The organism is Pantoea sp. GM01, from assembly GCF_000282675.1.
GTDB classification, from domain to species: Bacteria; Pseudomonadota; Gammaproteobacteria; order Enterobacterales; family Enterobacteriaceae; genus Pantoea; species Pantoea nemavictus.
Genome location: NZ_AKIU01000047.1, coordinates 1 through 20,386, shown reverse-complemented (window position 1 = coordinate 20,386; position 20,386 = coordinate 1). Strand labels below are relative to the sequence as shown.

19 protein-coding genes are annotated in these 20,386 nt (G+C 56.4%); 11 read left to right on the top strand and 8 right to left on the bottom strand.

All coding sequences use genetic code 11. The annotated features are described in order from the left end of the window. Positions 1 to 17 precede the first annotated feature (17 nt). The 7 genes from PMI17_RS13970 to PMI17_RS13940 all read right to left on the bottom strand — a co-directional run bounded on the left by PMI17_RS13970 (position 18) and on the right by PMI17_RS13940 (position 7,035). Positions 18 to 1,025: an ABC transporter ATP-binding protein gene (locus PMI17_RS13970; RefSeq protein ID WP_009127968.1), complete on the bottom strand. Its 1,008-nt coding sequence runs from the start codon at positions 1,023 to 1,025 to the stop codon at positions 18 to 20. Beyond that, the gene (locus tag PMI17_RS13965) at positions 1,022 to 2,017 is read right to left on the bottom strand and encodes an ABC transporter ATP-binding protein (protein WP_009127967.1); all 996 of its coding nucleotides are present in this window, start codon (positions 2,015 to 2,017) and stop codon (positions 1,022 to 1,024) included. The genes PMI17_RS13970 and PMI17_RS13965 overlap by 4 nt, the downstream gene beginning before the upstream one ends. 9 nt (positions 2,018 to 2,026) lie before the next feature. After that, positions 2,027 to 2,995, bottom strand: a complete 969-nt coding sequence (locus PMI17_RS13960) for an ABC transporter permease (RefSeq protein ID WP_009127965.1) — start codon at positions 2,993 to 2,995, stop codon at positions 2,027 to 2,029. Between the two features lie 9 nt (positions 2,996 to 3,004). Continuing rightward, positions 3,005 to 3,967 carry an ABC transporter permease gene (locus PMI17_RS13955; protein ID WP_009127963.1) on the bottom strand — a complete coding sequence of 321 codons (963 nt, stop codon included), beginning with the start codon at positions 3,965 to 3,967 and terminating at the stop codon, positions 3,005 to 3,007. A 56-nt stretch (positions 3,968 to 4,023) separates the two neighbouring features. Then, positions 4,024 to 5,610 (bottom strand): ABC transporter substrate-binding protein, encoded by a 1,587-nt coding sequence (locus PMI17_RS13950; RefSeq protein WP_009127961.1) that lies wholly within the window; start codon positions 5,608 to 5,610, stop codon positions 4,024 to 4,026. A 91-nt stretch (positions 5,611 to 5,701) separates the two neighbouring features. Next, complete coding sequence (locus PMI17_RS13945) at positions 5,702 to 6,106, bottom strand: nuclear transport factor 2 family protein (RefSeq protein WP_009127959.1); 405 nt, start codon at positions 6,104 to 6,106, stop codon at positions 5,702 to 5,704. Then, complete coding sequence (locus tag PMI17_RS13940; RefSeq protein WP_009127957.1) at positions 6,097 to 7,035, bottom strand: polysaccharide deacetylase; 939 nt, start codon at positions 7,033 to 7,035, stop codon at positions 6,097 to 6,099. The genes PMI17_RS13945 and PMI17_RS13940 overlap by 10 nt, the downstream gene beginning before the upstream one ends. 427 nt (positions 7,036 to 7,462) lie before the next feature. Between PMI17_RS13940 and PMI17_RS13935 the strand changes: the two genes are divergently transcribed. The 3 genes from PMI17_RS13935 (at position 7,463) to PMI17_RS13925 (ending at position 10,635) form a co-directional block, all read left to right on the top strand. Then, entirely contained in the window at positions 7,463 to 8,455 is a 993-nt protein-coding gene (locus PMI17_RS13935; RefSeq protein WP_009127954.1) for a sugar phosphate isomerase/epimerase, read from the top strand. Between the two features lie 267 nt (positions 8,456 to 8,722). Beyond that, positions 8,723 to 9,646 carry a substrate-binding domain-containing protein gene (locus PMI17_RS13930; RefSeq protein ID WP_009127952.1) on the top strand — a complete coding sequence of 308 codons (924 nt, stop codon included), beginning with the start codon at positions 8,723 to 8,725 and terminating at the stop codon, positions 9,644 to 9,646. Between the two features lie 164 nt (positions 9,647 to 9,810). Continuing rightward, on the top strand, positions 9,811 to 10,635 hold the full coding sequence (locus tag PMI17_RS13925; protein ID WP_009127950.1) for a creatininase family protein: 825 nt from the start codon (positions 9,811 to 9,813) through the stop codon (positions 10,633 to 10,635). Between the two features lie 58 nt (positions 10,636 to 10,693). On the opposite strand, the gene PMI17_RS13920 is transcribed toward PMI17_RS13925, so the two are convergent. Further along, positions 10,694 to 11,593 carry a LysR family transcriptional regulator gene (locus tag PMI17_RS13920; RefSeq protein ID WP_009127948.1) on the bottom strand — a complete coding sequence of 300 codons (900 nt, stop codon included), beginning with the start codon at positions 11,591 to 11,593 and terminating at the stop codon, positions 10,694 to 10,696. Positions 11,594 to 11,699: 106 nt separating this feature from the next. Between PMI17_RS13920 and PMI17_RS13915 the strand changes: the two genes are divergently transcribed. The 8 genes from PMI17_RS13915 to PMI17_RS13880 all read left to right on the top strand — a co-directional run bounded on the left by PMI17_RS13915 (position 11,700) and on the right by PMI17_RS13880 (position 20,221). Then, positions 11,700 to 12,710: a BMP family protein gene (locus PMI17_RS13915; RefSeq protein ID WP_009127945.1), complete on the top strand. Its 1,011-nt coding sequence runs from the start codon at positions 11,700 to 11,702 to the stop codon at positions 12,708 to 12,710. Between the two features lie 16 nt (positions 12,711 to 12,726). Then, complete coding sequence (locus PMI17_RS13910; protein ID WP_009127943.1) at positions 12,727 to 14,280, top strand: ABC transporter ATP-binding protein; 1,554 nt, start codon at positions 12,727 to 12,729, stop codon at positions 14,278 to 14,280. Further along, positions 14,264 to 15,379, top strand: a complete 1,116-nt coding sequence (locus PMI17_RS13905; RefSeq protein WP_009127941.1) for an ABC transporter permease — start codon at positions 14,264 to 14,266, stop codon at positions 15,377 to 15,379. Before PMI17_RS13910 ends, PMI17_RS13905 begins: the two co-directional genes overlap by 17 nt. Continuing rightward, entirely contained in the window at positions 15,376 to 16,314 is a 939-nt protein-coding gene (locus PMI17_RS13900) for an ABC transporter permease (RefSeq protein WP_009127939.1), read from the top strand. Before PMI17_RS13905 ends, PMI17_RS13900 begins: the two co-directional genes overlap by 4 nt. A 3-nt stretch (positions 16,315 to 16,317) precedes the next feature. Next, positions 16,318 to 16,740, top strand: coding sequence for a cupin domain-containing protein (locus tag PMI17_RS13895; RefSeq protein ID WP_009127937.1), 423 nt, complete (start codon positions 16,318 to 16,320; stop codon positions 16,738 to 16,740). 1 nt (position 16,741) lies between these two features. After that, entirely contained in the window at positions 16,742 to 17,515 is a 774-nt protein-coding gene (locus tag PMI17_RS13890) for a cysteine hydrolase family protein (protein WP_009127935.1), read from the top strand. After that, positions 17,512 to 18,897 (top strand): amidohydrolase family protein, encoded by a 1,386-nt coding sequence (locus tag PMI17_RS13885; protein WP_009127933.1) that lies wholly within the window; start codon positions 17,512 to 17,514, stop codon positions 18,895 to 18,897. The genes PMI17_RS13890 and PMI17_RS13885 overlap by 4 nt, the downstream gene beginning before the upstream one ends. Before the next feature lie 220 nt (positions 18,898 to 19,117). After that, on the top strand, positions 19,118 to 20,221 hold the full coding sequence (locus tag PMI17_RS13880) for an NADH:flavin oxidoreductase/NADH oxidase (protein WP_009127931.1): 1,104 nt from the start codon (positions 19,118 to 19,120) through the stop codon (positions 20,219 to 20,221). The last annotated feature ends 165 nt before the right edge of the window (positions 20,222 to 20,386 follow it).

Genomic DNA, 20,386 nt, shown 5'->3' with positions numbered 1-20,386 from the left:
CAGCTCTCTCCTCATGATTAACAGGCCGCAGCGACCGCCGCCGGGAAATGACACTCAATCTGATGTTCTTCCGACAAGTTATGCACCGGCGGCATCATTTGCTGGCACAGCGGCTGTGCGTGACTGCAGCGTGCCGCGAAGGCACATCCCGGCGGAGGTGACATCGGATTGGGGGCTTCGCCGACGATCGGTTCACGTTCCGTCGACGGGCTATCAAACTGTGGGATCGCCGCAATCAACAGACGCGTGTAGGGATGCGCGGGACGGGAAAAAATCTCCTCCACGCTGCCCTGCTCGACGATACGACCGAGGTACATGACGCCAACCCGATCGGAAATATGGGAAATCACCGCCATGTTATGGCTGATGAAAAAGTAGGTTAGCCCATGCGTCTGCTGTAAACGGCGCATCAGGTTTAATACCTGCGCTTGCACCGAGACATCCAGCGCTGAGGTGGGCTCGTCGCAAATCAGAAAGCCCGGCTGGGTCGCCAGCGCACGCGCAATGGAAATGCGCTGGCGCTGGCCGCCGGAAAATTCATGCGGAAACTTATCCAAATCGTTGGCGGAGAGCCCAACCTGTTCCAGCAGCTGACCACAATAGCTGCGCGCCTGACGCGTGCTGCCCACTTTTTTACTCAGCACCAACGGCTCGGCCAGCGAACGCCCAATACGCCAGCGCGGATTGAGGCTGGCATATGGATCCTGGAAGATCATCTGAGTACCGTTCTGTGCCGCGTGCGTTTCGCTGGCGTCACCCTGCCAGGCGAACTTTATCGACCCTTCTGACGGCGTATACAGCCCTGCCAGCGCCCGCGCGATAGTCGATTTACCGCAGCCGGATTCGCCAACAATGCTAAAGGTTTCCCCCTGACGAATGGAGAGATTGATGCCGCGCACCGCATGCAGCTCGCGCCTGGCGCCGCGACGAAACAGCGAGCTGCGCTTTTCACGGCCGAGCTGAAAACGAATGTGCAGATCGCGCACGTTCAACACTACAGGCGGCAGCACTTTTTCACTTGTCATGGCGTCTCTCCGTAGGGGTAAAAGCAGGCGATTTGCGACAGATGGCTGAACTGCATGTCGGGCTGATGTTGGCGGCAGCGCTCGGTAACATGTGGGCAGCGTGGATGGAACGCGCAGCCGCCCGGCAGCGAATTGAGGCGCGGCATGGCGCCATCAATCTGCGACAGGAATTCATGGCGTTCGCGCATCGAGGGAATCGAGTTGATCAGACCGCGCGTGTAGGGGTGTTTAGGGGCACGAATCACCTCCGCGACCGGGCCCATCTCGACAATCCGTCCGGCATACAGCACCGCGACTCGCGAGCACACATCCGCCACCACGCCCATGTCATGGGTAATCAGCATCACCGCCGTGCCATGCTGCTGGCAGAGACGTTTAAGCACCCGTAACACCTGCGCCTGCACCGAAACATCCAGCGCGGTCGTAGGTTCATCGGCGATCACTAGCTGCGGATCAACGCAGAGCGCCAGCGCGATGACGACGCGCTGACGCATCCCGCCGGAGAGCTGGTGAGGATACTGTTCCATGCGCTGCGCTGGGCTGCTCATGCCAACTTCGGTGAGTAGCGTAATCGCCCGTTCACGGGCCTCGGCGGCGGAGAGCGGCAAGTGCGTGCGGATGGTTTCGGTTAGCTGCTGGCCAATAGTTAGCACCGGATTAAGGCTGGTGAGCGGATCCTGGAAAATACAGCTGATGGCTTTGCCGCGCAGCTTACGGCGCGCATCATCATCGAGGTTATCGATGCGCTGCCCCTGAAACCAAATCTCACCCTGTTTAACACGTCCTGGCTCTTGCAATAGCCCGCTGATGGCGGCGCCGGTCAGGGATTTCCCCGCGCCGGATTCACCCACCATGCCCAGCACTTCGCCCGGCTGCATGGTGAGCGAGAGGTTATGGATCGCCTGCAAATTTCCTTTCCGGTGCAGAAATTCAATACTCAGATCGCGAACGTCAAGCAACGTCTCGCTGGCTGTCTGGCTCTGCTGTGCCATGGCGCGCTCCTAACGTAATTTCGGGTTAAGGGCGTCCAGCAACCAATCGCCCAACATGTTGAATGAGAGAGAAAGGATCACCAGCAGCGCGGCTGGGAAAGCCACAATCCACCACTGTCCGGAGAACAGATATTGATTGCCTTCGTTGATTAAGGTGCCCAACGAAGGTTGATCCGGCGGCATCCCCACGCCGAGAAACGACAGCGTGGCCTCGGTCAGAATCGCTACGCCGAGGTGCAGCGTTGCCATCACCAGCACCGGACGCAGAACGTTCGGTACAATGTGGCGCAGCATGATGTGGATATGATGCGCACCGCTGATGCGCGAGGCCATAACATATTCCCGCCCTTTCTCCAGCATCGTCAGACCGCGCACCGTACGCGCATATTGCATCCAGCCGGTCAGCGCAATGGCGCCGGTGAGGATCGCCGGGGCAAAGTGCCCCATCAACTCTTTCGGGATCACCACCCGCGCCACGCCGCTGACCAGCAGCGTGAACATAATGGTGGGAATACTCAGCATGGCATCGGCAAAGCGCATGATCAGCGTATCGACTAAACCGCCGAAGTAACCGCTCAACACGCCGAGTGCCACCCCCAGTATCACCGACAGCAGCACGCTAATCCCGCCAATGATCAACGAGATATTCAGGCCATACAGCATCAGCGAGAGAATATCGCGCCCCTGTACATCGGTACCCAGCCAGAAGCGCGCATCGCCGCCGCTCATCCACGATGGCGGTAACTCTGAATCCATCAAGTCGAAACTGGTGGTATCAAACACATTGTGCGGCGCAATCCAGTGGCTGGTGATTGAGCACAGCAGGATGATCAGGCAGCAGCTGAAGGCCACCACGGTACTTTTGCTGCGCCAGAACAGCCACAGCAGATCGCTTTCGGTGAAGGCTCGCCACTGCTGAGCCAGCCGGGTACGCCGCCGCACGGGCGCGACCGCAGGAGGAAAATTATCGTTAATCATGGCAACTCCTTACTGAGCCCGCATGCGCGGGTCGATCAGGTAATACAACAGATCAACCAGGGTGTTGATCACGATAAAAATCAGGGCGGTAAACAGCAGATAGCCGGAAAGCACCGGCACATCAACGAAGTTAATTGACTGAATCAGCAGCAATCCCATGCCCGGCCACTGAAAAACCGTTTCGATCACGATGGCGAAGGCGATCAGTCCGCCAATCTGCAAACCAATCACCGTTACCACCGGTAATAAGGCGTTCCTCAGCGCATGACGAAACCAGATGCGGTAGTTTTCAATGCCGCGAGCGCGGGCAAACTTGACGTAATCGGACTTCATTACCTCGAGCATTTCGGTGCGAATCAGTCGCATGATGATGGTCACCATCGACAGTCCCAGCGACAGCGCCGGCAGCACAATAGAGTGCCAGCCAGAAGCAGTTAATAGCCCGGTACGCCAGAAACCGAGCTTCACGACGTCGCCACGGCCGCTGGAAGGGAACCATCCCAGCCAGACGGAGAAGACGATAATCAGGATGATGCCGGTGAGAAACCACGGCAGAGAAACGCCAATCAGCGACAGGATCTGCACCCCTTCTTTCAGCAGTTTGTTACGGCTGATGGCAGACCAGACGCCAAGCGGAAAACCGATCGCCATCGCCAGCACCACCGAAACGAACACCAGCTCCAGCGTGGCGGGCAAGCGCTCCATAATCAGTTGAAATACCGAAACCTGGTTGTAGTAAGAGATGCCAAAATTGCCGTGCAGCAGGCGCGTAATGTAGTGCCAGAACTGCATAATTACCGGGTCGTTGAGACCGAGGCTGGTGCGCAATGCCGCGCGTTCGACTTCGGTTGCGCTCTCGGGCAGCATGCTGGCAACCGGGTCGCCAAGGTACTGAAACAGAATAAAAGACAGCAGCGCGACGCCCGCCAGCAACATCAGCGCCTGCAGTAACTTGCGCACAAAAAAAACCATAACGGCCTCCTGACTTCAACGCGGCGCGATGCATTGCGCCGCTCCGATACGAGAAATTACTGGCTAACCTTGCCGTACCACAGGCGCTGAACGTTATCCGGCGTCTGTTTCAGCGTCAGCTTTTTGCTCATCGCCCAGACGGTGGGTTCAAAGTGCATCGGCAGATAGGGCAGGTCTTTATTCGCCAGCGCCACCGCCTGACTCAGCATGGTAAGACGCTTCGTGTTATCCAGCTCGCCGACCGAGTCGTCGATCAGCTTGTCGGCCGCCGGATTGCTGTAGCGCGGAATATTGAAGGTGCCGAGACTTTTCCCGTTGCTGGTGTGCAGCAGCTGCACCGCCACGCTGTAGGGATCCATAATTGGCAGGTTGGCCCAGCCCAAAACGCCGACATCGGTACGACCATTCACCAGAATCGGGTCATAGACGCTGGCCGGATGCACGTTCAGCGCCGCTTTCACGCCAATTTTTGACCAGTAACTCTGCACCGCCTGGCACCATTGGGCGGCATTGATGTAGGTGCCTTCCGGGCAATCAAAGTTGAGGTTGAAACCTTGCGCATAGCCCGCTTCTGCCAGCAGCGCTTTGGCTTTAACCGGGTCATACGGGAAATCGACGCCGGCTTTCGCGTCGTAGCCCGGAATATCCGGCGCCAGATAGTTACTGGTTGGCTTGGTGAGACCGCGCATCACTTTCTGTGTGATCGCCTCACGATTGATGGCCATATAGAGCGCCTGGCGCACGCGGATATCTTTCAGCGGGTTGTCCGCTTTGGCGTTTTTAGCATTGAGCGTGTCACGCATGTTCAGCGTCAGATAATCGACGCGCAGCGATGGGCTGACCTGCATCTGCACCGCCGGGTTATTCTGCAATCGCTGAATGTCCTGCAGGGGAACCGAAGTCACCAGATCGTATTCACCCGCCAGCAGGCCTGAGAGCCGTGTGGCATCGGACGAGATTGGCTTAAAGATGATTTTGTCGATATTGGTGGTGCCCGCAGCGGCATTCCACCAGTTCGGATTACGCACCAGCACCATCTGCGTATCGCGCTGACGGCTCTGCAAAATAAACGGTCCGGTGCCGTTGGTATTATTGGTGGCGTAACCTTCCGTACCCTGGCTGATATCGGTAGGTTTCAGGGCGTTGTGCTCGCTGAGCCACTTCTTATCCATGATCATCACGCCGGTCAGCTCGTTGATGGCGATACCGGTCTTTTTCACCAGATGAATATCCACGGTGTATTTGTCTACCGCTACCGCATCTTTAATGGTCGACGCGTTGGCACGAATCCCCGACGCCGGATCCGTCACCCTGGCGACCGAGGCCACCACGTCCTCAGACGTCAGCTCATCGCCATTATGAAACTTCACCCCTTCGCGCAGCTTGAAGCGCAATGTGGTGTCATCCAGCTGCTGCCAGCTCAGCGCCAGCCACGGCTGAATCTTCAGGTCATTATCGCGCTGTACCAGCGACTCATAGATGTGGTTCTGGAAAGTCAGGGCCTTGGTAGAGGCGTACGCATCCGGGTCCAGCGTCGGGATGTCCGCATCGGTGGCCCAACGCACGACGTTCTCCGCCAGCGCAGCGTGACTGCTAAGGCCTAACGAACCTGCGACTAACAACGACAGCAAAAGTTGCTTCATTATTTATCTCTCATCAATATGCCAGGGTTATTGCTAGCAATGCTCACAAAGCCAATGCCAGTTCTTTTTTTGTTGTTCATTTCACTGCGGACTACGCCTGCTGATTGAGCTCCGGAGCCAGAATCCACTCGGCGCTGTCGTTCCAGACATCCATTTTGGTAATCTGCCCTGCAACCACCTCATAGCGATCGAGATAGCGATTACCAGCGAACTCGCGGCCGTCCGGCCACACGCCATAGAGAAAGCCGGTGCAGTAGACCACCACATGGCCTGGGCTTTTCTCCATCCAGTCAAACTCTCCAAGCTGCTTCTTAACCCATTGATAACGGGCGGCGTTAAAGGCGGTGACGCCGTGAACTGTTGGCATCACCCGCTTACCGGTAAAGGTAATTAGCACCTCAGGCGACATCAGTGCTGCGGCGCGATCCGGATCGGGCGCCATTGACGCGGCCAGAAACGCTTTCACAATCTCTACTTCTTCAGGTGCTACCGACATACTTGCTCTCCCGTGGCTAAGGTATTGGCTGTTGCAGAAATATTGAGTGAATGGGCGGCAATCTCGCCCGGCGTGGTAAGCCATACGTCTTCACACTGCGCGATAATTTTTTGCAGCGTCTGCCGCAGATGGTGCAGGCGGAAAGGCTGACCAACAATGTAAGGATGCAGCGCAATGCCCATCACCTGCGGACGCTGCTCGGCGCGCTGTTTCATCTCGATGAACTGGCTCTCGATCATGCTGCAAAAGGTTTCAATCGAGGTGCCGTTAGGAATGATGGTGGGGATATCATTGATCTCCTGCGGATAAGGCACCGAGAGCAGATCGCCGTGCGAGGTTTGCAGTGCGACGGGACGATCGTCATGCGCCCAGTTCAGCGTGTAACTGAAGCCGTTCTGTCGCAGCAGGTCTGGCGTGTCGTGGCTCTCTGAGATCCACGGCGACAACCACCCCGCCACCGGCCGTTGCTGATAGGCACTCAGTCGCTGCTGGCAACGGGCGATCAGCGCATATTCATCTTCACGGCTAAGTTCGCCCTGGCGCTGCGAGTTGGTATGACCGTGCCCAATCAGCTCGCTACCAGGCAAGCTCACCCAGCGATCGAGCAGCTGGGGGCAGTAATCGAGAATGGAGGTGTTAGCGATCACCGCCGGTGGAATACCGAGCTCGGCAAACAGATCGGCCAGATACCAGCCACCGACCCGATTACCGTAGTCGCGCCACGCGTAGTTCAACACATCAAGACGATTTGCCCCTTGCGACAGCTTCGCGCCTTCCGGCATACCAAAGGCAAAATGCTCAAGATTCATAGCGATATACAGCGCCAAACCGTTACCCTGCGGCCACACGGGCAAAACCTGATGCTCAATGGAACTGTAGGCATAACGCTGATGGCTGGCGATATCCCACATAATCTGCGGCGATGACATTACGGCCTCCTGAATTAACACACCTGTAGCGATGGAAGGAGTAAAGCAAGCGGCATGCCACACTAGCCAAATTGCTAGCAATATTTCTGGTGCAGCAAGTAATGACGCGATTCAGGGGGATAAACAGGCTAAGAACAGATGAAGCAGATGGCCATTTTTAGCAGAGAACAATGATTGAAATGTGAGCTAATGGTGCACTCTTTGCCCTGAAAACGAGCAAGTGAAACCGAAGACCTGGCGTTGCTGTCGTGCTCCAATCCCTTTAAAGCGTCAAGGTGTTGGTCTTCCAGGTATGAAAATAATCTGTGATTAAACCTGCACTTTCACTATTGATTGCTGGTTAACTGCGCAGCACGAGGCGCAGAATGGAATATATAACCATGTATGAATATATATTCAACCATCAATCCTCTGAGGAGCAGGCCCTATGAGTAGCTATACGTATCCGAAATTCGGTGCCGGATTATGGCACTTTGCCAACTATATCGATCGCTACGCCGTTGACGGTTACGGGCCTGCACTGAGCACGCTCGATCAGATCAAACTCGCCGGCAGCGTTGAAGACCTCTCTTACGTGGATGTGCCCTATCCGTTTACCGAAGGCGTGACGGTCGCTCAGGTTAAGCAAGCGTTGGCAGATGCCGGGTTAAAAGCGATCGGCGTAACGCCGGAGATCTATCTGCGCCGTTTCTCCCGCGGTGCCTTCACTAATCCCGATGCTGCCATCCGTAAACAGGCGTTTGATTTGATGCACGAAGCCGCCACCGTGGTGCGCGAACTGGGCGCCAACTACGTGAAAGTCTGGCCGGGACAGGATGGTTGGGATTATCCGTTCCAGGTCGATCATAAAAACCTGTGGAAAATGGCGGTGGACGGCATGCGCGAACTGGCGAGTGCGAATCCTGACGTCAAATTTGCCATTGAATATAAGCCCCGCGAACCACGGGTAAAAATGACGTGGGATTCTGCAGCACGCACCCTGCTCGGCATTGAAGATATCGGGCTGGAGAACGTCGGTGTGCTGCTCGATTTCGGCCACGCGCTGTTTGCGGGTGAATCTCCGGCCGACTCCGCGCAGTTGATCATCGATCGCGGTCGTCTGTTTGGAATGGATGTGAATGACAACCTGCGCGGCTGGGATGACGACTTGGTGGTCGGCACCGTTCATATGACGGAGATTTTTGAGTTCTTCTATGTGTTGAAGATCAACAATTGGGATGGCGTGTGGCAACTCGATCAATTCCCATTCCGTGAGGATCATGTTGAAGCTGCCAACCTATCGATTCGTTTCTTAAAACACATCTATCGCGCGCTGGATAAACTGGATATCGCCGCCTTACAGGATGCACAGCGTGAACAAAACCCATTGAAAGCCCAACGCATTATTCAAAACGCCCTGTTAACCAGCATCGAACAATAACCTGTTAGCCCGGCAAGTTTGTCGGGCTAACTGCTACTTTAGTAAAATTTGCACCCGGTTGCAAAAATGGAAGCAGATCGTGATGATTTTGTGACCAGGGTGTTAACTTCGCGCTTTGCAGCGTTGACTAATATTCAACCGCATCCGAAAGTGGAAACGCTTAAACGGTAAGCCCTCGCATATCGAATCTCTTACGTTGGGCTTAATCTCGTTAATTTTGCACCCGGTTGCAATAACATCATAACCTTCCCCTGCAGAGATAAAAAAATGAAACTAATCAAAGTGGTATTAATAATCTGTGGTCTGCTTAGCGTGTTCACCGTCCAGGCGAAAACCTATATGGTCGGCGTCGCCCTCGCTAACCTCGATCTGAACTTTGTTTCCATCTTACGTAGTCAGATGGAAAAACAGTTAAAAGAGAAAGGTCTGAAGAGCCAGTTCGCCGATGCCAAAGGGGATGTTTCGCTACAGATTCAGCAGGTGGATGATTTTATCAATCAGGGAGCTGACGCGATTATTATCAACCCGGTAGATACTCAGGGCGTGATGCCGGTGATTGCCGCTGCAAAAAAAGCCAACATCCCGCTGATTTTCGTTAACCGCAAACCCGAAGTGAAGTTGAGTGGCAAGATGGCCTACGTGGGGTCTGACTCTGCATTAAGCGGCAAGATGGAGATCGAAGCGCTGGCAAAACGTCTGGACAATAAAGGCAATATCGCGATTTTGATGGGCGCCCTCTCCACGGAGGAAGCGCGCCAGCGCACCAAAGCCGTTGAAGATTACGTGAAAGATCATCCCGGCCTGAAAGTGATCCAGAAGCAGAGCGCCAACTGGCAGCGTAACGAAGCAGTGGATAAAACCCTTTCGTGGCTGCAGGATGGCAATGACATCAATGCCATTATCGCTAACAACGATGAAATGGCGATTGGCGCGATCATGGCGCTGGATCAGCTGAAGAAAAGCAATGTGCTGGTGGCCGGTATCGACGGCACGCCGGATGGTTTGCAGTTCATCAAGAACGGCAAAATGGCCGTAACCATTTTCCAGGATGCAAAAGGTCAGGCAACTGGCGCAGTCGATGTGGCCAACAATATGCTTAATGGTAAGCAAACTGAAGCCTATAACTGGGTGCCTTATCAAACGGTTACGTTGGACAACTATCAGGAATTCACCAGTCAAAATCAGAAGTAAGATCGGGTGTTTTCAGTGATGCTAGCGTTACGTCGGTGGCCTGCAAAGGCCATCCTGCATTGAACCGGAAAATTTCCGATGCCTAAAACGCAACGCTCAGTACGAATTTTGTTGCTTCCATTGCACTGCCAACCCGCTATGTTGGGGAAAAAATGGAGGTAAACATGCATAAGCCGTCTTCGCCCTGGTGGTGGGATCTCTCCACGCGGGAATTCAGTGAGCTGGATATGGCGAATATCGTCGCCGTCCTGCCGATTGGTGCCGTTGAACAACATGGTCCGCATCTGCCGGTGCGCGTGGATGCGGCCATCAACGCTGGAATTATTCAGCGCGCCGTCGAACTGCTGCCTTACGATCTGCCACTGCTGGTGATGCCCGCCTTGCCGATCGGTAAATCGGACGAACATCTCGCCTATCCCGGCACCCTTTCCCTGCCTTATGACGTGTTAGGCAAAGTCTGGTTTGAAGTGGCGAAGAGCGCCTGGCGCGCCGGGATACGCAAGCTGATTTTCTGGAATTCGCATGGTGGACAGCCGCAGCTGATGGAAATCGTCTGTCGCCAATTGCGCATTGAACTCGGTATGTTTGCCGTCAGCGCCAGCTGGTTCCGCACCATTGATGCTTCTGATCTGTATAGCGCGCATGAACTCAATCACGGCATTCACGGTGGAGAGTCCGAGACCAGCATGATGCTGCATCTCCATCCAGAATTGGTGCAGATGCAGTATGCGGATGATTTTGTGTCTACGTCGGTGGCGCTCGAAGCCAGCGGCGGTATTTTGACGCCCGAAGGCGGCATTGGTTTTGGCTGGATGGCGCAGGACCTGCATCTTTCGGGCACCACCGGCAACGCCGCGGCCGCCGATGCCGAACGCGGTGCTATCGCCACCGATCGCGCCGCGCACGCCCTGCTGAAACTGGCGCGCGAGGTGCACAGTTTTGATCTCGATTTTCTTACTGAGCGAACCGCATACAAAGACGCGCGATAAATCGCGCCGCTACAAATACCGGCACATTCCGTAGCGGCGCAATTCATTGCGCGTCTTGTTAGCGCAATTCTGACATCATGCCTTTAATGGTTTCGGCGAATACGCTGCCAATCGCGCTGGTGCCGCGATCGTGGCCGATCAGCATCAGCGTTTGCGTGTGCTGCGCCAGTTCGCGCACCGGGATATAGATCAGTCGGCCGCTGCGCTGGTCGGATTCGATATCGATCGGCGTCAAAAATGTCAGCGTTTGATCCATCATCGCCGACTGGCGCATCACCTCGATCGAGTTAGTCTCGATAACCGCCTGCAGAGTGATCGAGGCGCGTGCAAACACTTCGTTCAGATACGGGCGGATCACCATCGATTTATCAGCAATCACCACCGGATAAGGCAGGCAATCACTCAGGCGCAAGCTGGATTTGTCCGCCAGCGGATGCCCTGCTCCCACTACCGCGCCCAATCGCACCGGCACGCTGGCAATATTGCGGTGCACCGGCTGCAAATCGAAATCAAAACCAATCCCCAGATCTGCCTCGCCGCTGGCCACCGCGTTGGTAATATTTTCGCCGGTGGTGAGCTGTTGCAGCAGCAGTTTTACCCGCGGATTAGCGCGCCGAAATTCAGATGCGACGCGCGGGATTAGATTCGCCGCCAATCCGCTCATCATCGCCACCGTCACTTCGCCGCGCCGTAGCCCTTTCAGCTCCTCGATCTTCATCTGCGCGATTTCAATCTCTTTAAAGCTCTGCCGCACGTGATGAATCAAGGCTTCACCGGCGGCAGTGAGGATCATTTTACGCGGCAGACGTTGAAACAGCGGCGTGCCTAACTCCTCCTCCAGCGCAATCAACTGACGGTTAATCGCCGAGGCGGAGATGTGTAAACGCTCGGCGGCTTTACGGATTGAGCCGCTCCGCGCCACCTGATCGATATAAACAAACAAACGGTGCTGAAGCATATTTCATCCTGCGTTGCCTTTTAGGCATCGGTAAGTGCTAAAAATGATGCTTTTAAGATAATGATCTTCCGGTGATTAATACATCAAAACCACACCAGGAGAACACATGATGGCAGACGTATCCCGCAGAAAGTTTGCGAAGTTAGTGGCTGGCGCGCTGTTATTACCCGCGCTGGCACCGATGTTGTCGCGCAAGGCGCTGGCGGCGAATAACAGCATAAAAATCGCCCTGCTGTTGCCCGGTTCGGTCGCTGATGGCGGCTGGAGTTCGCTGGCCTATGCGGGATTGCAAAGCCTGCAAAAAGCCGGTTTTAGCGTGGCGCACAGCGAAAGCGTCTCGCAGGCGCAGATGGACCAGACTATTCGCGGCTACGCCGACGATGGTTACACGCTTATCATCGGTCACAGCTTTGAATATGGTTCGGCATTCGCCGAAATCGCGCCGGAATATCCCGATACCTACTTCTTCGCGTCAACCTTCAAGCCAGGGGAAAAATCACCGGGCAACGTTGAGTACGTGAACCTCGCCTACCTGCAAGGCGCTTATGCTGCCGGCGCGCTGGCTGCGCTGATCTCAGACAAAGGTAAAGCGGTAGGATTTGTCGGCGGCGGCGATAACCCGACCCAGCAAGCGATGATGCGCGCCTTTATCCAGGCTGCAGAGAAAACCCGTCCGGGCATTAAAGGCATGGGCGTGGTGACTGGCGATTACGATAATGCGGCCAAAGGACGCGAAGCGGCGACCACCATGATTGGCAACGGTGCCGATGTGATTTGGCACGCCGCCGACGTAACCGGCCTCGGCGCGATGCAAGGCGCAGCGGCGGCGAAAGTGAAAGCCATCGGCTGTTATGTCGATCAACGCGACGTCGCGCCCGACTACGTGGCCTGCAGTTTCCGCCAGAACCTCGACTGGATGGTGGAACAGGTTGGCGAATCCGTGGCAAACAAAACCTTTAAAGGCGGCGACGAATGGCATCCCACCGTCGCTAAAGCCTGGTCAGTGGTCAACGGCAGCGAGCATTACAATGCCAAACTGGTGAGTGCCAGCGCCTGGGATAAATTCCAGCAGATTTGGCAGCAGTTGGACAGCGGCGCGCTGAAGCCAACGGTTTGATAAGCGGGATCGACTCATGACAGCAACGGCAAACATCCGCGTCGCGCTTAACAACATCACCAAACGTTTCGCACGCGTGGTGGCTAACGACGACGTCTCGCTCAGCATTAAAGCGGGTGAAATTCACGCGCTGCTGGGTGAAAACGGCGCTGGGAAAAGCACGCTGATGCAGATCCTTTATGGCCTGTATCAGGCCGATGAGGGCAGCATCGTGGTGGATGGCAAAGCGCAGCGTTTTCGCGATCCCAGCGATGCCATCGCCTGCGGTATTGGGATGGTGCATCAGGAATTTATGCTGGTACAGCCGATGAGCGTGGTGGAGAACGTGGTGCTGGGGCTGAAAGAGAGCGCCAGCGGCGTGCTCAACCTGCATGCAGCGGCGGCACGCTTGCAGGCGCTGTCGGACAAGCACGGGCTGGCGATTGATCCCTGGGCCAAAGTGCAGCATCTGCCTATTGGCGTGCAGCAGCGCGTGGAGATCCTCAAACTGCTGTATCGCGATGCGCAGGTGCTGATTCTCGACGAACCCACTGCGGTGCTCACGCCGCAAGAGAAAGCCGGGCTGTTCGCGACCCTGAAATCGCTGTGCTCCGAAGGCCGTTCGGTGGTGATCGTCACGCACAAACTGTATGAAATCATGGCTATCGCCGATCACGTTTCAGTGATGCGCGGCGGAAAAATGGTGGATTCGGTCGATATTAAAGAGACCTCTGAACGCGATCTGGCACGCCGCATGGTGGGCCGCGATGTGGTGCTGCGCATGGAAAAAACGCCGTGCCAACCGGGTAAAACCGTGCTGCAGGTTGATAGCATCGCGGTGCGCGACGCCAGCGGACAGCAAAAAATCTGGCGCGTTTCGCTGAACGTGGCCGCTGGAGAAATCCTTGGCATTGCCGGCGTAGAAGGCAACGGGCAATCAGAGCTGGCGGAAGCGTTGCTCAATTTGCGCGAGCTGGAGGCTGGTCGCATTCTGCTTAACGGCGAAGATATCAGCGACGATTCACCCGCCACGCGGCGTCGTAAAGGCATCAGTTTTATTCCGGCCGATCGGCGCGGCGTGGGTTCGGTGACCGACCTTTCGATTACCGACAACGCCCTGCTCGGCCGCCAACGCAGCTTTACCCGCGCGGGCGGCTGGCTGCTCGACCGCCAGCGTATTAGCCAACATGCGCGCGATATCATCGCCCGATTTGCGGTGCGCACGCCGGATGCCGATTTTGAAGCGGGCAAGCTCTCCGGCGGCAATTTGCAGAAACTGATTCTGGGCCGTGAAGTCGCCAGCGATCCCTGCTTGCTGATTGTGGAGCAACCGACGCGCGGGCTGGATGTCGGCGCGATTGAGAGCGTGTGGCAAGGTTTGCTGTCCGCGCGCGATCGTGGCTGCGCCATTTTGATGATCTCCGCCGAGCTGGAGGAGATTATTAATCTCTCCGATCGCATTGCGGTGATGTACAGCGGTCAGATTGCCGGTGAGCTGGATGCCGCCGCCGCCACGCCAGAACGCCTCGGCGAACTGATGGCCGGGGCGCATCTGAAAAAAAGCGGAGGCAAACATGAAGAAGCTGCTTGAACGGCGTCTGGCCCCGGCGGAATCCACCGGTGCACTGGTGCTGACCAGTTCTTGCGGCATCGTTGCCGCGTTCATTATTGCCGGCTTGCTGTTTATTCCGTTTGGTGGCAATCCGCTCTCAGCCTACGGCTTCCTGTTTGACGCCGCTTTTGGTTCGCTACGCAGTTTTGGCCTGAGCCTGGTGCAGTCGACGCCTTTGATGCTGATCGCGCTGGCCACCATTGTGGTGTGGCGCGCCGGACTCGGCTATATCGGTTTTGAAGGCTGTTTTCTGTTAGGTGCCGCCGCCGCCAGCTGGATTGCGCTCTCCGGCACGCCGCAAGGTTTCCCGTGGGCAATTCCTGCGCCGCTCTACTGGCCGATGGTGCTAATCGCTGCCTTTCTCGCCGGGGCGATTTGGGCTGGCTGGGTCGGTGCATTGCGCGTTCGCTTCGGCGGCAACGATGTGCTGATTTCGCTGATGGCCAACTATGTCGCGCTGTTCATCGTGCAATATCTGGTCTCCGGCCCGATGCGTGCGCCGGGCGATTTGCCGCAGACACCGCGATTACCGGTCGATAGCTGGCTGCCCTTTGTGATGACCGGCATGCGCGCGCATTGGGGCATCGCCATCGCGCTGGTCGCCACCGTGTTTGTCTTCTGGCTCATGCGCGCTACGCCTGCCGGTTTCGAAATAAAAATCGCCGGTCTTAATCCGCGCGCGGCGCGCTACAGCGGCGTTGATGTCAATCGTCGCCAAATGAGCGCGGTATTAATCGGCGGTGGCCTGGCGGCGCTGGCAGGATTGTGCGCGGTATTAGGCGTGCAGCATCGCCTGATGGAAGGCATCTCCGGCGGCGTGGGATTTATCGGCGTGGTGGTGGCGTTACTGGCACGTCTCAACCCGCTGCTGGTGATCCCGACCGCCATACTTTACGGCGGACTGGAAGTGGGCGGTAGCGCGATGCAGCGCCAAACCGGATTGCCGACGTCGGTGGTGCTGATTCTGGAAAGTTTGGTGGTACTGCTGATTCTGGCGGGCGATCTGCTGCGTTATTACCGCATCAATCTGCCCGGCAAGGGTAAAACCCGCAGCCAACTGGCGGAGGAGCAATCATGAGTCTGTGGATGAACCTGGATACCGCCTTTTTCGTCAGCTGGCTGGCGGCGGCGGTGCGTTTGGCCGGTCCGGTTTTACTGGCAGCGCTGGGCGAGATTTACGCCGAACGCTCTGGCGTTCTCAATATTGGCATTGAAGGTACTATTCTGCTTGGCGCGCTCTCCAGCTATATGATGGCGGTTGCAAGCGGCTCGACCGCTCTGGGCTTTATCGCCGGTGGCGTCGGAGGCTTGCTGGTTGGCTGCGTGCTGGCCGCACTCTATTTACGCGCCCATGCCAGCCAGATTGTGGTTGGCATCGTGTTCAATATTCTCGCTGCTGGACTCGCCACCTGGATTTACGCGCTGGTGATGGGCAATGAATCCTCTCCGACCATTCCGATGCTGGAACCCTGGCATGTGCCGCTGCTCTCTTCGCTGCCGTTTATCGGGCCGATTCTGTTCCAGCAGCCACTGCCGCTCTATCTCACCTTGCTGCTGGCGGTGCTGGCGCACGTTGGCTTGTTTCACACCCGCTTTGGCTTGTCGTTGCGCGCCGTCGGCGAAAATCCCCGCGCGGCGCATGCTGCTGGCCTTAACGTCTTAAAGATCCGCACCTGGGGCGTGCTGTTCTCCTGCGTGGGTGCGGGTTTAGCCGGCAGCTATCTGGTTACCGCGCAGATCGGTCTGTTCCGCGACAACATCGTCAGCGGGCAAGGCTTTATCGCGCTGGCGATTGTGATCTTTGGTCGCTGGAGCCCGCTTAAAGCGCTGATCGCTGCCTTTATTTTTGGTGCCGCAGATGCCTTACAACTGTCGCTGCAGCTGTTTGAAAACACGCTGCCGCCGCAGGTACTGCTGGCCCTGCCATATCTGCTCACCATTCTGGCGATGTCCGGCGTGGTGGGACGCACATTGCAACCCGGCGCGTTAACGCAGCCTTATCGAAAGGAATAACTTATGAAATCGTTTCGTTTCAACAATCTTGCCGATGTTAAGGCGTTTCGTATCACTCCGGATAGCAGCAACTACTTCGCCATCCTGTTCGACAAACCGTTAGACGGCATTGAAAACATCTTCGTGGTAGAGATCTTCAACGTTGGCGGCGCGACGCCGCCGAATGAACACGCCAGCGCGCACGAATTTTTCTATGTGCTGCATGGCGAAGGTATCGCGCGCTGCAACGATGCGGAACTGGCGATCAAAAAAGGCGATTCGTTGCTGCTGCATCCGGGCAACGACCACGCTATCCGTAATACCGGTGATAGCAAGCTATATACGCTGACGGTGATGACGCCGAATGAAGGCTTTTCGGAACTGATTCGTAGCGGTGACCCTGTCACGCTGGATGCAGAAGATCTGCGCATCTTAACGGGAGCCTGATATGCCGGAAAATGTTTTAGGCAGCAGTCGATTCAATCAGTGGCGCGTCTCAGCGCAAGTAATCGACACGCAACGTCCGCATCCGGCATCGCGTGCGGTGCAGCTGACGACGCGCGATCGTGCGGTGATTTTTGACGTAACGCGCACCGCCATCATCGTGGTGGATATGCAGAACGACTTCTGTCATCCCGACGGCTGGCTTGGGCATATCGGCGTTGATGTCACGCCGGCGCGCGCGCCAATTGCGCCGCTGCAAAGCTTGCTGCCAACGTTGCGCGCCGCCGACGTGCCGGTGATTTGGCTCAACTGGGGCAATCGCCCCGATAAGCTCAATCTCAGCCCGGCGTTGCTGCATGTCTACAACCCGCACGGTGATGGCGTTGGTTTAGGCGATCCGCTGCCGGTTTCCGGCGCGCCGGTGCTGCAGGCGGGCAGTTGGGCGGCGGAGGTGATCGATGAGCTGACGCCATGTGCCGAGGACATTCGCGTCAATAAATACCGCATGTCCGGTTTTCAGGACAGCGAGCTAGACAGCATCCTGCGCAATCTCAACGTCACCACCCTGCTGTTTGCGGGGGTAAATGTCGATCAGTGCGTGCTCTGCACCCTGCAGGATGCCAACTTCCGCGGTTACGATTGCCTGCTGCTGGAAGATTGCAGCGCCACCACCTCGCCCGACTATTGTCGCGACGCCACGCTGTATAACGTGCAGCAGTGCTTTGGTTTTGTGGTGCAGGCGCGGGAACTACAACAGCAGCTGGAGCGTGAATCATGAGTTATTTATTGGCTGACGGCTGGATCATCACCATGAATGCTCAGCGCGAGATTCTGCAACAAGCCAGTTTGCTGATTGAAGGCCATCACATTGCTGCCATCGGTACGCGCGAGAATTTGCAACGGCGTTATCCGGAAGCAGAAATTATCGACTGTCGCGAACGCATTATCATGCCCGGCATGGTGAATACCCACACGCATCTGTTCCAGACGCTGCTGAAAGGTCTCGGCGATGACATGGTGCTGAAAAAGTGGTTTACCTGCATGACCGGGCCGAGCGCCGTGGCGTTGACCGAAGAAGATGTCTATGCCGCCGCGCTGCACGGCTGTATGGAATCGCTGCGTTCTGGCGTCACCTCGCTGGTTGATTTTATGTATGCGCATCCGCGCCCAGGTTTGACCGCGAAAGTGATCGAAGCCTTTGAAATCAGCGGTATTCGTGGCCATGTTTGCCGTGGCTTCCTCACCAGCGGTGCTGAGCACGGTATTCCCGCCGAACTGATTGAGACGCCAGAGCAGGCGCTGGCCGATGCGCGCGCGGTGATTGAGCGCTATCACCAGGTGGATGGCCGGGTAAAAGTCGGGCTGGCACCGAGCATGATTTGGGCGCTGGATGAAAAAGTGCTACGCGGTACGCGCGCGTTGGCGAATGAAACCGGTGTGCTGATCACCACCCACGTGGCCGAAACCGATTTTGAAATTGAGCAGGCAACATTGCGCTTTCAGGCAACCGATACCGAGTTCCTCAGCGATATCGGCTTCCTTGGCCCTGATGTGCTGGCGGTCCACTGTGTGCAGTGCAACTCGCGCGATATCCGGGCGCTGAAGCATCACGACACGCGCGTCTCGCACAATCCTTGCAGCAATCTCTATCTCGCCTCGGGCGTGCCGCCGATTCCGGAAATGCTGGCCGCCGGATTAACCGTAGGTTTAGGGTCCGATGGTCCCGCCAGCAGCAACAATCACAATCTGTTCCAGGCGATGAAAGTGGCGGCGCTGCTGCAGAAAGGCGTGCATCGCGACCCGACGATTATGACGGCGGAAAAAGTGCTGGAGATGGCTACCATCGACGGCGCGCGGGCGATTGGTCTCGATCATCTGGTCGGCTCGCTGGAAGTGGGCAAGCGCGCTGATGTGGTGATTGTTGATACCTCACATCCAGCAATGACGCCGATCCATCATCCGGTCTCTTCGCTGGTTTATTCCGCGCTCGGCCACGAAGTGAGTGATGTGTTTGTCGACGGTGCCTATCTGCTGCGCGCCGGTGAATTTACCCAGCTTAATCAACGGGAAGTGATGGCGCGATCGCAACACGCTGCCCATTCCCTGGCAATGCGCACCGGCAATGATAAAGCGCGCGGCTGGCGTTCAGCGGCATTTTGATCGGCGCGAATCGCAATATCGCTAAAGTGCTAATATTTTATCTTTTAAAGCCTTTAAATGATGATTTATTAGCATCCTCGCCTTATATCCCGAGTTATTCCTATGGCGGCACATTCCGCTTAACTTATTTTTTGCTACAACATTCAAACTCATAGCCCTCTGCAAAATGCGCTTTTAGCCCTAAGCTTTAAGACATCCAGCCACTATTAATGAGGTTTCAATGAGTTTACTGTTTAGTGCTACGCAACTGGGTAAGTTAACGCTCGATAATCGCATCGTGATCGCTCCGATGTGCCAATACTCCGCGCAGGATGGCAAAGCCACTGCCTGGCACCGCATCCATTTAGGCCAACTGGCGCTGTCGGGTGCTGGCTTACTGATCATTGAAGCGACCGCGATAGAAGCCGCAGGTCGTATTTCTCCGGGTGATTTAGGCTTGTGGGACGATGAAACAGAAGCCGCTCTGTCAAGCGTGCTGCAGGATATCCGCCACTACTCTGACATTCCGTTCGGTATTCAACTTGGTCACGCCGGGCGCAAAGCGTCATGCGCCGCGCCGTGGTTAGGTGGTCAGCAGCTGTCACTGGATCAGGGCGGCTGGCAAACTGTTGCGCCTTCTGCGCAGGCATTTAATCCTGAAGATCGCGCGCCAGCGGCGCTGGATAAACAGGGTCTTGATCGCCTGAAACAGGCTTACGTAGATAGCGCCCAGCGTGCGGCGAAACTGGGTATCCAGCTGATTGAGCTGCATGCCGCACATGGCTATTTGTTGCATCAATTCCTGTCATCATTAAGTAACCAGCGCGACGATGAGTACGGCGGCTCGCTGGAAAATCGCATGCGCTTCCCACTGGAAGTTTTCCATGCGGTGCGTGAAGCGTTGCCAGATTCCGTTGCGGTTGGCGTGCGGCTTTCGGCCACAGATTGGGTTGACGGCGGCTGGGATGTTGAGCAGTCGATTATCTTCAGCCAACAGCTGGAAGCCGCGGGCAGTGATTACGTGCACGTTTCCAGCGGCGGTCTTTCACCACAGCAAAAGATTACGGTTGGGCCAGGCTATCAACTGCCGTTTGCGCGTGACATCCGTAAACAGGTGAAAATTCCGGTGATTGGGGTGGGTTTGATTACCGAACCGCAGCAGGCTGAACAAGCGCTGCAGGTTGGCGATGCTGACCTGATTGCGCTGGCTCGCGCGGTGCTGTATGACCCGCGCTGGCCGTGGCATGCTGCCGCCGAGCTGGGCGCGCAAGCCAAAGCGCCACCGCAGTATCTGCGTTCCGAACCGCACGGTTTGAAAGGCACATTGATTACAAATAAAGCCTAAAAAAATGGCGCGATAATCGCTAATGCCGATCAGTTAAGCAGCGCACTGGCTCAGTTGGGGTTCCCTGGTCGCCATGAATGGCGACCCTACAGGCGTTACAGCGATGACGAGTCAGGAATCGCGATTGAGTGAAGGCACCGCGTAGCGGCGGGATGGGCTGGCGCA